This is a genomic window from Sphingomonas sp. SORGH_AS_0438 (assembly GCF_031453475.1).
In the GTDB taxonomy this organism is placed as follows: domain Bacteria; phylum Pseudomonadota; class Alphaproteobacteria; order Sphingomonadales; family Sphingomonadaceae; genus Sphingomonas.
The window spans coordinates 2,286,769-2,299,144 of the sequence record NZ_JAVIZS010000001.1 but is presented as its reverse complement, the minus strand read 5'-3'; the positions used below and the strand labels follow the sequence as shown (position 1 = coordinate 2,299,144).

Genomic DNA, 12,376 nt, shown 5'->3' with positions numbered 1-12,376 from the left:
GGCCAGTCGCGGCAGGGATCGCGCCTGGCAGATGGGGCACGCAAGTATCTGGTCTCGCGCCGACCAGCATCCCGGCCGTCGCCTATAATCAATATGATAGAGGCGACAGTTCCGGGAACGACGAGATGAAGCAGCGACTGACCGCCCTGGACGGAACGCGGGGATTGGCGGTGGTCGCGATGGTCTTCGGCCATGTGCTGCTTTGGGGCCATGCGAACGGCCATCATGGCGCGTTCGATGCGGTGTCGCGGCTGTTCAATAGCTTCCGGATGCCGGTGCTGATGCTGGTCAGCGGTTATCTGGCGCATGGGTTGCTGTCCCGACCCATGGCGAGGACGCTGGACCGCTGCGTCCATTTCGCCTGGATCTACATGATCTGGCTGGTGCCGCTCCTGCTGGTGTCGCCCTTCGGCAACGACCTGTCGCTGCCCAATTACGTGGATAATCTGTCGCGGCCGATGACCAGCCTGTGGTTCCTATGGGTGCTGGGCCTGTTCACCCTGTCGGTGCCATTCACCGCCCTGGTCCCCCGCTGGATCGTGCTGGCTGCGGCCGCAAGCCTGGGCGTCGTCAGCTTTGTCGGCCTGTTGCCGCTCAATACCTACAGCTTCCACAACGCCGCCATCTATGCGCTGATGTTCTATGCGGGACTGTCTTGGCGGCCGGAGATCGAGCGGGCGCTGCGGGCGGACATATCCCGGCCCTTGCTCGCCAAGCTGGCGGCGGCGGCGGTGGTCGCCACTGTGGCGGCGCAGATGCTGCGACTTGCGTCCGGCCATGACGGGCTGGGCGGGGCGCAACGCCTCGCCATCTGCCTTGCGGCGCTCTACGCCATTCGGGTCATGGTCGATCGCCTGCCCGGTCTGGCGAGGCTGGCCTGGCTGGGGCGGAACACGCTGCCTGTCTATGTCCTTCACCTGCCGCTGATGATGATCGTGCGCGATCCCGTCGCGCGCATCGCCGGGCCGCTCACGCCCATCGCCTGCACGGTCGTGCTGATCGCGGGATCGCTGCTGCTGCATCGAGCCGCAAGACAGGCGAAGCTGGCCTGGCTGTTCGAGCGACCCATATGGCTGACGAGGGCGGGGGACCGCCTGCTCGGCGGCACCACCCTTTCGCGACCCTTCGCGGGTAGGGTCGCGCTGTCAGGGACGGGTGGCGGCCGGGTCCGCGATCGATTCCACCGTCACCAGGCCGCCCTCGACCGCGACGATACGCGCCGTCGCGCCCTGTGGCAGGTCCGGACCGGTCGCCGGCCAGCTGCCGTCGCCGATCCGCACCCGGCCACGACCCTGGCGCAATTCGGTATCCACGACCACGATCGCGCCGATCATCCGGCCCGCCGGGTCGTTGAGGCGCGCATCGCCCTCGACCGGATAGTCGCGATACCAGCGCCGGCCGATTAACACGGTCACCACGCTCCACAGCGCGAAGGCCACGATCTGCGCGACCGGCGGCAGATCGGGCAGCACATAGCTGGCCAGTCCGGTGATCGCCGCCGCGATCGCCAGGAAGATCAGGAACACGCCGGGGACCAGCAGTTCCGCGATCCCCAGCACCAGCGCCGCCGCCAGCCAGGCCGGCCCGCCGAGCCAGTCGCCCCCGGTCATGCCGGGCCCTGGCCCGGGTCATCAGGGCGCCGCATCGCGCTCAGCCCTGCGGCAGCTCGAACGGTCCCCGGCGCGGCTCGGCCCGTGGGGCGGTGGGGGCGGGGGTGGTGACATTGCCCTTCGGCGTATCGGCCAGCGCCTCCTTGGCGAGCGCGCCGATGCCGCCCAGCGTGCCGATCAGCTGAGTGGCCTCGACCGGGAACAGGATGGTCTTGGCATTGGGGCTGGTCGCGAACTTGCCGACCGCCTCGACATATTTCTGCGCGACGAAATAGTTGATCGCCTGGACGCCGCCTGCCTCGATCGCTTCGGACACGACGCGCGTCGCCTTCGCCTCGGCCTCCGCCGCGCGCTCGCGGGCCTCGGAGTCGCGGAACGCCGATTCGCGCCGGCCCTCCGCCTCCAGGATGCGCGCCTGCTTCTGCCCCTCGGCGCGCAGGATCTCGGAGGCGCGGGTGCCCTCGGCCTCCAGGATGTTGGCGCGCTTCTCGCGTTCCGCCTTCATCTGCCGGCCCATGGCGGTGACGATGTCGGCGGGCGGGCGGATGTCCTTGATCTCGACGCGGGTGATCTTGACGCCCCAGGGCACGGTGGCGTGGTCGACGACCGACAGCAGCCGCGCGTTGATCTCGTCGCGCTTGGACAAGGTCTCGTCCAGGTCCATCGCGCCCATCACCGTGCGCAGGTTGGTGGTGGCGAGCTGGAGCAGCGCGACATAGAGGTCCGACACTTCATAGGCGGCCTTGGCGGCGTCCAGCACCTGGAAGAAGACGACGCCGTCGGTGGAGACGATCGCATTGTCCTTGGTGATGATCTCCTGCCCGGGAATGTCGATCACCTGCTCCATCATGTTCACCCGCCGGCCGACCCGGTAGAAGAAGGCGGGGTAGAAATTGAAGCCCGGTGCGGCCGTGGTGGTGTAGCGGCCGAAATGCTCGATCGTGTATTGATAGCCCTGGCGGACGATCTTGATACTGGAAAACAGGTAGAACAGCACCAGCAGCAGTGCGAGAGCGGCGATCGTCAAACCCATGGTTCTTCCCCTCGTTCGGCTCCGCATAGCATGGGGCGCGTCAGGGGGCCTAGCGGTTCGCGCGTCATGAGGTTACATGGCGCGCCACCTGACACCCACCGCTAGGATCGGCAGCTACCATGGACATCCGCCTCGGCCTCACCTTCGACGACGTGCTGCTGGTGCCGGGGGAATCGAGCGTCCTGCCCAGCATGGCCGACACCCGCACCCAGGTGACGCGCGGCATCGCGCTCAACATCCCGGTCCTGTCCGCCGCGATGGATACGGTGACGGAGGCGGACATGGCGATCGTCATGGCGCAGCTGGGCGGCATGGGCGTGCTCCACCGCAACCTGACCGTCGAGGAGCAAGTCGCCGCCGTTCGCCAGGTCAAGCGGTTCGAAAGCGGCATGGTCGTCAACCCGATCACCATCGCGCCGACCGCGACGCTGGCCGATGCGCAGGCGCTGATGGCGCGCCACCGGATCAGCGGCATCCCGGTCGTCGAGGCGAACGGCCGGCTGGTCGGCATCCTGACCAATCGCGACGTGCGCTTCGCCGGCAACCCGCACCAGCCGGTCTCCGAGCTGATGACGCACGAGAATCTCGCCACCGTCTCGACCGATGTCGGGCAGGAGGAGGCGCGCCGCCTGCTCCACCACCGCCGGATCGAGAAGTTGCTGGTGGTCGACGATGCCTATCGCTGCGTGGGCCTGATCACCGTGAAGGACATCGAGAAGGCGGTGACCTATCCGGACGCGACCAAGGATGCCGCCGGCCGCCTACGCGTCGCCGCCGCGACCACGGTGGGCGACAAGGGTTTCGCGCGGACCGAGGCGCTGGTCGATGCCGAATGCGACTGCATCATCATCGACACCGCGCACGGCCATAATCGCGACGTCGCGGCGGCGGTCGAGCGGGTGAAGAAGCTGTCCAACTCGGTCCAGGTCGTCGCCGGCAACGTCGCCACCGCCGAGGCGACGCGCGCGCTGATCGATGCGGGCGCGGACGGGATCAAGGTCGGCATCGGCCCGGGCTCGATCTGCACCACCCGCGTCGTCGCCGGCGTCGGCGTGCCGCAGCTCACCGCCGTGATGGACTGCGCCGAGGCGGGCCACAAGGCGGGCGTGCCGGTGATCGCCGATGGCGGCCTGCGCACCTCCGGCGATCTGGCCAAGGCACTGGCGGCGGGCGCGTCGACCTGCATGGTCGGCTCGCTGCTGGCGGGCACCGAAGAGGCGCCGGGCGAGACGTTCCTCTACCAGGGGCGCGCCTATAAGTCGTATCGCGGCATGGGGTCGGTCGGCGCGATGGGTAGAGGCTCGGCGGACCGCTATTTCCAAGGCGATATCAAGGACCAGATGAAGCTGGTGCCCGAGGGGATCGAGGGGCAGGTCGCCTATAAGGGGCCGGCGCGCGACGTGATCCACCAGCTGGTCGGCGGCATCAAGGCGTCGATGGGCTATACTGGCTCGGCGACGCTCGCCGCCCTGCGCGAGCGGGCGCGCTTCATCCAGATCACCGGCGCCGGGTTGCAGGAAAGCCACGTCCATGACGTGACGATCACCCGCGAAGCGCCCAACTACCCGACCCGCTGAGGTGACGCCCGCCGCCCGCGTTCAAGCCGCGATCGAGATCGTCGACCAGGTGATCGACGCCGCCACCACCGGCGGCGCGGCCGCCGATACCCTGGTCCAGCGTTACTTCGCGACCCGTCGCTATGCCGGGTCCAAGGACCGGCGGGCGGTGCGCGAGCATGTCTATGCGGCGATCCGGCTCTGTGGGCCGGTGCCGCCGAGCGGGCGCGCCGCGATGCTGCTGCTCGCCGACCGGGATGCCGGGGTCGCCGCCGCCTTTGACGGCTCGACCCATGGTCCCGCTCCGATCGGCGCGGACGAACCGCGCGCCGTGCCGGGCCTGGCCCCGACCTGGCTGGAGGCGGCGCTGATCGAGTCCGGCCTGCCGCAGGACGCCCTGCCGGCGCTGGTCGACCGCGCGCCGCTCGACGTGCGGATCAATCCACTCCGCACGACCGAGGCACTGCCCGAGGGCGAGCCGCTGCCGCACGGTCTCCACGGCCTGCGCCTGCCGAGCGGCACCCGCGTCGAGACGCTGGACGCCTATCGCGATGGCACGATCGAAGTGCAGGATGCCGGCAGCCAGATCGTCGGCCTTGCGCTGCCGGTCGCGCCGGGCGATCGGATCATCGACCTGTGCGCGGGCGCGGGCGGCAAGACGCTGGCATTAGGCGCACGCATGGCGAACCAGGGATTGCTGCTCGCCTGCGACACCGATCGCGCCCGGCTCCAGCAATTGCCGCCGCGGGCCGAGCGGGCCGGCGTGACGATCGTCGAGGCGCGGCTGCTCAATCCGGGGCGCGAGCGCGAGATGCTAGCCGATGCGATCGGCGCGGCCGACGGGGTGCTGGTCGATGCGCCCTGTTCGGGCACCGGCACTTGGCGGCGCAATCCGGAGGCGCGCTGGCGGCTCGATCCGACCCGGCTGGCCCGCTTCGTCGCCACCCAGGCGCAGGTGCTGGCGACCGGCGCGGCCCTGGTCCGGCCGGGCGGGTCGCTGGTCTATATCGTCTGTTCGCTGCTCGATGCCGAGGGGGCGGGGCAGGTGGAATCCTTCCTGGCCGACCATCCCGGCTGGCGTGCCGAGCCGCTCGACCTGGCGGCCGGCCGCCCGCAGGGGCAGGGCGTGCGGCTCGATCCCGCGCGCGACGGCACCGACGGCTTTTTCGTCGCGCGGCTGGTGGCCCCATGCTAGGGCGAGGCTGATGTTCCGCCTGGAGACGATCATGCGCTTCTCGTCCGTCGCTCTGGCCGCTGCGCTGGCGACCGTCAGCCTCTCCGCGTCGCTCGGCGCGCAGCGGCCCGACGACCAGATCGACGCGCGCTCGCTGCAACTGCTCGAACAGGGCAAGGCGGAACGCGCCGCCGGTAAATATGACGCCGCGACCGACACGCTGGAGACGGCGGTGGCGGTCGATCCGCGCAACCGCCAGGCGTTCGTTGTGCTGGCGCAGGTGGCGCAGGCGCGCGGCCTGCCCGGCAAGGCGATCCGCCTGTACCGCGAGGCGCTGTTGCTGGAGCCGGGCGACCGCCAGGCGCTGAAGGGGCAGGGCGACGCGCTGGTCGCCAAGGGCGCGATCGCGCAGGCGCGGGTCAACCTCGCCAAGCTGAAGACGCTGTGCAAGGGCGGCTGTCCCGAGGTACAGGCGCTCGCCGCCGAGATCGCCAAGGGCCCGCCGATCACCACCGCGCAGGTCGCGCAGAAGGATGCGCCCAAGGCGGACTGAGCGGGTCGCCGTTCGCTTTCCACCCCCGCTCCCCGGCGAAGGCCGGGGCCCAGTCGGGGGACGCTGGTGACGACGCGCAGCGCCTTGTTACATCCACCCTCCCAACTGGGCCCCGGCCTCCGCCGTCGAACGGGAAGGGGACGTCACCACCCCCATTGAGCGGCCGGCGATTGTTTGTAAGCTGCGGCGGTACATTCCTGCCGAAAGCCCCCGATGCCGCGATCGCTCCTGCTGCTCCTGTCCGCCACCCTCTTGTCGAGCGGGGCATTGGCGGCCCCGCAACAGACCCAGACCGCCACGCCCGAGGCGACCCGGCCCGACCGGCATTTCGGACCGCGCGACGCCTTCGCCCTGTCGCAGGCGAGCGATGTGCGGATCAGCCCGGACGGCAAGCGCATCGCCTATACCCGCGCAACCGGCGACATCATGACCGATGGCGACCGCCGTCAGGTCTGGCTGGTCGATGTCGCCACCGGGCGGCAGACGCCGCTCGGCGTGCCGGGCAGTTCGCGGCCACGCTGGTCGCCGGACGGGCAGCGGCTGGCCTATGCCGCCAAGGGGGAGGGCGACCGGCCACAGATCTTCGTCCGCTGGCTGGCGAGCGGCACCGGCGCGGCAATCACCGCGCTGCCCGAATCGCCGTCCGACATCGCCTGGTCGCCGGACGGGCGGATGATCGGCTTCACCATGTTCGTGCCGGGGGACGGGACCCAGCTCGGCACGCCGCTCGCCAAGCCGGAGGGCGCGCATTGGGCCGAGCCGATCAAGATCATCGACCAGGTCCATTATCGCGAGGATGGCGGCGGCTATCTGCGCCCCGGCTACAACCATGTCTTCGTCGTCTCGGCGGACGGCGGCGCGGCACGCCAGCTGACCTTCGGACCGGAGGATGATGGCGGCAGCGTCGCCTGGACGGCGGACGGACGCAGCCTGCTGATCGCGGGGAATCACGGCAAGGACCCGGATCGCGATCCGATGAACAGCGACGTCTTCGCGGTCGATGCCGCGACTGGCGCCCTGCGTCGGCTGACCGACCGGCAGGGGCCGGACGAGGCGCCGGTCGCGTCGCCCGATGGCCGGCTGATCGCCTATGTCGGCTTCGCGGACAAGCTGCTCGGCTATCAGAACCGCCAGCTGTCGGTGATGAACGCGGACGGATCGGGTGCGCGGGTGCTGACCGCCGGGCTCGACCGCAGCGTCGACAACCCGCAATGGGCGGCGGACGGCCGCTCCATCTATGTCCAATATACCGATCATGGCGTCACCAAAGTGGCGCGGGCCGGGCTGGACGGCCGGGTGACGACGGTGGCGGACGGCCTGGCCGGGGGCGAGCTGGACCGGCCCTATTCGGGCGGCGACTTCAGCGTCGCGCGGGACGGCACCATCGCCTTCACCCAGGGCGACACGACGCATCCGGCGGATGTCGCGGTGACGCGCGGCGGCGGCGCCCCGAAACGCCTGACCGACCTCAACCGCGAGCTGTTCGCCGGCAAGACGCTGGCGCAGGTGCGACCGCTGGCGGTCAGCTCGTCGGCGGGCGGACTGCCGATCGACGCCTGGATGATGACGCCGCCAGATTACGACCCGGCGCGTCGATACCCGCTGATCCTGGAGATCCATGGCGGCCCCTTCGCCAGCTATGCGCCGGTCTGGTCGACCGACGATCAGCTCTATGCGGCGGCGGGCTATGTCGTCGTCTATGCCAATCCGCGCGGCTCGACCTCCTATGGCGAGAGCTTCGCCAATCTGATCCACCATAATTATCCGAGCAGCGACTATGACGACCTGATGAGCGTCGTCGATGCCGCCATCGCCAAGGGGCCGGTCGATCCCAACAACCTGTTCGTCACCGGCGGGTCGGGCGGCGGCCTGTTGACCGCCTGGATCGTCGGCAAGACCGACCGGTTCAACGCCGCCGTCACGCAGAAGCCGGTGATCAACTGGACCAGCGAGGTGCTGACCACCGACGGCTATACCAGCATGGCGCGCTACTGGTTCGGCAAGATGCCCTGGGAGGATCCGGAGCAATATTGGCGGCGCTCGCCGCTCAGCCTGGTCGGCAATGTCAAGACGCCGACCGCCGTGGTGGTGGGCGAGGAGGACCATCGCACCCCGCCGGGCGAATCGGAGCAATATTATGCCGCGCTCCAGATCCGCTCGGTGCCGACCGTGCTGATCCGCGTGCCGAGCGCCAGCCATGGCGGCCTGGCCGACCGGCCGTCGCAACTGGTCGCGAAGAACGCCGCGATCCTGGCGTGGTTCGACCGCTATCGGAAGCGGTGATGCCGGGACGTGACGGACCGGTAAAGCTCGCGTAGGGAAGGCTTTGTCGTGACCACGCTCCACGCCTTCGCCAACCCCGCGCGCTTCCTGAAGGTGGCGAGACCGCTGACGCCGATCCTGTTCTGGGCCGGCGTGCTGCTGGTCGCGATCGGCTGCTGGGCGGGGCTGACGCGGACGCCGCCCGACTATCTCCAGGGCGAGACGGTGCGAATCCTCTACATCCATGTCCCCGCCGCCTGGCTGGGCATGGGCGGGTGGAGCGGTATCGCGCTGTCGTCGATCGCGCTGCTGGTGTGGCGGCATCCGCTGGCCGGCATCGCCGCGCGCGCCATCGCGCCGGTGGGCGCGGCCTTCGCCGCCTTGTGCCTGGTCACCGGATCGATCTGGGGCCGGCCGACCTGGGGCACCTGGTGGCAATGGGACGGGCGGCTGACCTCGATGCTGCTGCTGTTCTTCGTCTATTGCGGCTATGTCGCGCTCGCCCGCGCCGATGCGGAGCGGGGCGGCGACGGACGCATCCCGGCGCTGTTCGGGATCGCCGGCACCGTGCTGCTGCCGATCATCCGCTATTCGGTGGTGTGGTGGAACACGCTGCACCAGGGGCCGAGCATCGGCCTGACCGGCTCCAGCATCGACGGCGCGATCCTGTGGCCGCTGCCCTTCATGCTGATCGGCTTCACCGCGATCTTCGCCGCCATCGTCCTGATGCGGATGCGGACGCTGCTCGCCCGCGCCAAGGCGGAATCGCGGATGCGCCGGATGGCGCGCGCATGAACCCCTGGCCCTTCGTCATTGCCGCCTATGGGGTCACCCTGGGCGGCACGGCCGCCATCGCCTTCGCCGCCTGGCGCGCGATGCGCGACGCGGAGAAACGATGACCGCGAAGAACCAACGGATGCTGCTGGTCGCGCTGGCGCTGGGGGCGGTGGCGCTCGCGGCCCTGCTCGCCCTGTCGGCGCTGAAGGATCAGGCGGCCTTCTTCTACGCGCCGTCCGACGTGGCGCGGCAGGCCCCGCCGCTCGACCGGGCGGTGCGGCTGGGCGGCATGGTCGCGGCCGGATCGGTACGCCGCGCCGCCGATGGCGTGACCGTGCATTTCACCGTTACCGATGGCCGCGCGACCACGCCGGTCACCTATGCCGGCATCGTCCCCGACCTGTTCCGCGAGAAATCGGGCGTGGTGGCGGAGGGGCGGTTCCAGCCGGGGGGCGGCTTCGTCGCGACCAACCTGCTCGCCAAGCATGACGAACGCTATATGCCGCCCCAGGTCGCCGGGGCGATGCACGAGACGAGGACGCTGGCGCAGTGATCGCGGAAGCCGGTCTCGCCGCCCTGTGGCTCGCCACCGCGCTCGCCGCCCTGCAACTGGTGCTGGCGGCGCTCGGCCTGCGTTCGCGGGACGATGCGGAAGAACTGATGGCGGCGGTGCGGCCGGTCGCGATCGTGCAGGGCGCCTTGGCCCTGGTCGCGATGCTGCTGCTGATCCTGCTCTTCCTGCAATCCGACATGTCGGTGAAGCTGGTCGTGGAGAACAGCCATTCGGCCAAGCCGTGGCTGTATAAATTCGCCGGGGCCTGGGGCAATCACGAAGGATCGATGCTGCTCTGGGTCACGATCCTGGGAATGGCGGGCGGCGCGGTGGCGCTGGTCGAGCGCCGGCTCGACATGCGCACGCTGACCGCGACGCTGGGCGCGCAGGCGGTGATCGCGCTCGGCTTCTATGCCTTCTTGCTCTTCGCCTCCAATCCCTTCGCACGGGCCGAGCCGGCGCCGGCGGATGGGGCGGGACTCAACCCGCTGCTCCAGGACCCCGGCCTCGCCTTCCATCCGCCGACCCTCTATGCCGGTTATGTCGGCCTGTCGGTCGCCTTCTCCTTCGCGGTGGGCGCGCTGCTGACCGGGCAGGTCGGTCGCGACTTCGCCCGCGCGATGCGGCCCTGGGTGCTGGGCGCGTGGATATTCCTGACGCTCGGCATCACCGCCGGCAGCTACTGGGCCTATTACGAGCTGGGCTGGGGCGGCTGGTGGTTCTGGGACCCGGTGGAGAATGCCTCGCTGATGCCGTGGCTGGCGGCGACCGCGCTGCTCCATTCGGTGACGGTGCTGGCGACGCGCGACGGCCTGCGCGCCTGGACGGTGATGCTGGCGGTGGTTGCCTTCTCCATGTCGATGATCGGCACCTTCCTGGTCCGCTCCGGCATCCTCACCAGCGTCCATGCCTTTGCGGTCGATCCGACGCGCGGCGCCTTCATCCTGGTGCTGCTGGCGCTCTATATCGGCGGCGCACTGCTGCTGTTCGGCCTGCGGGTCGGGACGGTGCGGCAGGGGCGGCTGTTCGAGCCGGTCAGTCGCGAGGGCGGGCTGGTCGCCAACAACCTGCTGCTGTCGGTGATCCTGGGAATCGTGCTGATCGGCACGCTCTATCCCTTGGTCGCGGCCGGGTTCGGCGTGCAGCTGTCGGTCGGGCCGCCCTTCTTCAACAAGGCCGCGGGGCCGGTGGCGCTGCTGCTGGTCGCGCTGATGGGGCTGGGGCCGCTGCTCCGCTGGCGGCGCGACTCGGTGCAGGCGTTGTTGGTGCGCGCCACCTGGCCGATCGCCGCCACCGTCTTCGCCTTTGCCGGCCTGATCGTCTTCGCCATGCCGATCGGTATATTCCCGCTGCTGGGCCTCAGCCTCGCGGCGGGGCTGGCGGTGGCGAGCGTCGCGCCGCTCTGGGGCCGTAACCTGCGCCGCACGCCGCTGTTCACCTGGGGCATGGTGATCGCGCATCTCGGCATCGCGGTGAGCATGGCCGGCATGGCCTGCGACGCGGCCTTCACCGCCGAGCGGCTGATCGCGCTGCGGCCGGGCGACTCGACGCGGGTCGGCCCGTGGCGGGTGACGCTCGATGGCCTGTCGCCGGTGGTGGCGGACAATTGGTCGGCGGTGCAGGCGCGGCTGACCGCCACCCGCGACGATGCGCGGCGCGAACTCTTCCCCCAGTCGCGGACCTTCACCACGCCGCCGACCACGACCAGCGAAAGCGCCATCGCGACCGTGGCCGATGGCCAGCTCTATACGGTGCTCGGCCAGCCCGATGGCACCGGCCGCTGGCAGGTCCGGCTGTGGTGGAAGCCGTTCGTGACGCTGATCTGGTTCGGCGGCGTGCTGGTGGCGCTGGGCGGGCTGGTGTCGCTGGTCGGCCGCGTGCTGCCGCGCCGCCGCGCCGTGGCGGAGCCGGGCTGGTGAGGCGGCCGCTGCTTTGGGTGCCGTTCGCCGGCTTCCTGCTGCTGCTGCTGATCGTCGCGATCGGGCTGTTCCGGCCGGCCGACCGGGCCGTCCATTCGACGCTGATCGACCGGCCCCTGCCCGAATTCGCGCTCCGGCCGATCGTGCCGGGCAAGCCGGGCCTGGCCAAAGCCGATTTCACGGGGCGACCGCGCCTGCTCAACGTCTTCGCCAGCTGGTGCATTCCCTGCATCGCCGAGGCACCGCAATTGCTGGCGCTGAAGCGCGCGGGCGTGTCGATCGAGGCGATCGCGATCCGCGACGCGGGCGCGGACGTGCAGGCCTTTCTGCGCCGCAACGGCGATCCCTATGAGCGGATCGGCGACGATCCGGCCAGCGCCACCCAGCTCGCTTTGGGGTCCTCGGGCGTGCCGGAGACGTTCCTGGTCGATGCCAAAGGCGTGATTCGTCGCCAATATATCGGCGACATCCGCGCCGACCAGGTCGCCGAGATCGTCGCGGCGGTGGAGGCCGCGCGATGACCCGGCTTTCGACCGTCACGCTGTCGCTGCTGCTGGCCGCCCCCGTCCAGGCGCAGACCGCGACGCGCGCGCCGCTTGCCGACACGCAACTGCCCGATCCGGCGCAGGAGGCCCAGGCCAAGGCGCTGATGGAGACGTTGCGCTGCGTCGTCTGCCAGGGCCAGTCGATCGCCGATAGCGACGCGACCATGGCGGGCGACATGCGCGCGCTGGTCCGCACCCGCATCCGCGCCGGGGAACGGCCGTCGGCGATCCGGCAATGGCTGATCGACCGCTACGGCAGCTATATCAGCTATGACCCGCCGCTGGAGGCCGCGACCTGGCCCCTGTGGCTCGCGCCGATCCTGTTGCTGGCGCTGGGCGGCTGGATCGCGCGCGGCAGCTTCCGCCGCAGCCGGGGGCAATGATGGGCTGGGTC

The 12,376-nt window shown here is 70.2% G+C and carries 11 protein-coding genes and 1 pseudogene; 10 read left to right on the top strand and 2 right to left on the bottom strand.

What is annotated here, in order from left to right; all coding sequences use genetic code 11:
* Window positions 1–125 precede the first annotated feature (125 nt).
* Window positions 126–1,010: pseudogene (locus tag QE452_RS10715) on the top strand (acyltransferase family protein); the annotation flags it as partial.
* A 135-nt stretch (window positions 1,011–1,145) separates the two neighbouring features.
* Here QE452_RS10715 and QE452_RS10710 read toward each other — a convergent pair.
* Together QE452_RS10710 and QE452_RS10705 are read right to left on the bottom strand one after the other, a co-directional pair.
* On the bottom strand, window positions 1,146–1,610 hold the full coding sequence (locus tag QE452_RS10710; protein ID WP_309657846.1) for an NfeD family protein: 465 nt from the start codon (window positions 1,608–1,610) through the stop codon (window positions 1,146–1,148).
* A 40-nt stretch (window positions 1,611–1,650) separates the two neighbouring features.
* Window positions 1,651–2,643 (bottom strand): SPFH domain-containing protein, encoded by a 993-nt coding sequence (locus QE452_RS10705; RefSeq protein ID WP_125995480.1) that lies wholly within the window; start codon window positions 2,641–2,643, stop codon window positions 1,651–1,653.
* A 119-nt stretch (window positions 2,644–2,762) separates the two neighbouring features.
* Between QE452_RS10705 and guaB the strand changes: the two genes are divergently transcribed.
* The 9 genes from guaB (at window position 2,763) to QE452_RS10660 (ending at window position 12,365) form a co-directional block, all read left to right on the top strand.
* Window positions 2,763–4,220, top strand: coding sequence for an IMP dehydrogenase (gene guaB, locus QE452_RS10700; protein ID WP_309657847.1), 1,458 nt, complete (start codon window positions 2,763–2,765; stop codon window positions 4,218–4,220).
* Window position 4,221: 1 nt separating this feature from the next.
* The gene (locus tag QE452_RS10695) at window positions 4,222–5,394 is read left to right on the top strand and encodes an RsmB/NOP family class I SAM-dependent RNA methyltransferase (protein WP_309657848.1); all 1,173 of its coding nucleotides are present in this window, start codon (window positions 4,222–4,224) and stop codon (window positions 5,392–5,394) included.
* Window positions 5,395–5,404: 10 nt separating this feature from the next.
* The gene (locus QE452_RS10690) at window positions 5,405–5,926 is read left to right on the top strand and encodes a tetratricopeptide repeat protein (protein ID WP_309657849.1); all 522 of its coding nucleotides are present in this window, start codon (window positions 5,405–5,407) and stop codon (window positions 5,924–5,926) included.
* A 213-nt stretch (window positions 5,927–6,139) separates the two neighbouring features.
* Window positions 6,140–8,209, top strand: a complete 2,070-nt coding sequence (locus tag QE452_RS10685; RefSeq protein ID WP_309657850.1) for a S9 family peptidase — start codon at window positions 6,140–6,142, stop codon at window positions 8,207–8,209.
* A gap of 48 nt (window positions 8,210–8,257) precedes the next feature.
* The gene (gene ccmC, locus QE452_RS10680) at window positions 8,258–8,983 is read left to right on the top strand and encodes a heme ABC transporter permease CcmC (protein ID WP_309657851.1); all 726 of its coding nucleotides are present in this window, start codon (window positions 8,258–8,260) and stop codon (window positions 8,981–8,983) included.
* Between the two features lie 100 nt (window positions 8,984–9,083).
* Window positions 9,084–9,518, top strand: coding sequence for a cytochrome c maturation protein CcmE (ccmE, locus tag QE452_RS10675; RefSeq protein ID WP_309657852.1), 435 nt, complete (start codon window positions 9,084–9,086; stop codon window positions 9,516–9,518).
* Window positions 9,515–11,437: a heme lyase CcmF/NrfE family subunit gene (locus tag QE452_RS10670; protein ID WP_309657853.1), complete on the top strand. Its 1,923-nt coding sequence runs from the start codon at window positions 9,515–9,517 to the stop codon at window positions 11,435–11,437. The genes ccmE and QE452_RS10670 overlap by 4 nt, the downstream gene beginning before the upstream one ends.
* Window positions 11,434–11,958, top strand: a complete 525-nt coding sequence (locus QE452_RS10665; protein WP_309657854.1) for a redoxin family protein — start codon at window positions 11,434–11,436, stop codon at window positions 11,956–11,958. Before QE452_RS10670 ends, QE452_RS10665 begins: the two co-directional genes overlap by 4 nt.
* The gene (locus QE452_RS10660) at window positions 11,955–12,365 is read left to right on the top strand and encodes a cytochrome c-type biogenesis protein (RefSeq protein WP_309657855.1); all 411 of its coding nucleotides are present in this window, start codon (window positions 11,955–11,957) and stop codon (window positions 12,363–12,365) included. Before QE452_RS10665 ends, QE452_RS10660 begins: the two co-directional genes overlap by 4 nt.
* The last annotated feature ends 11 nt before the right edge of the window (window positions 12,366–12,376 follow it).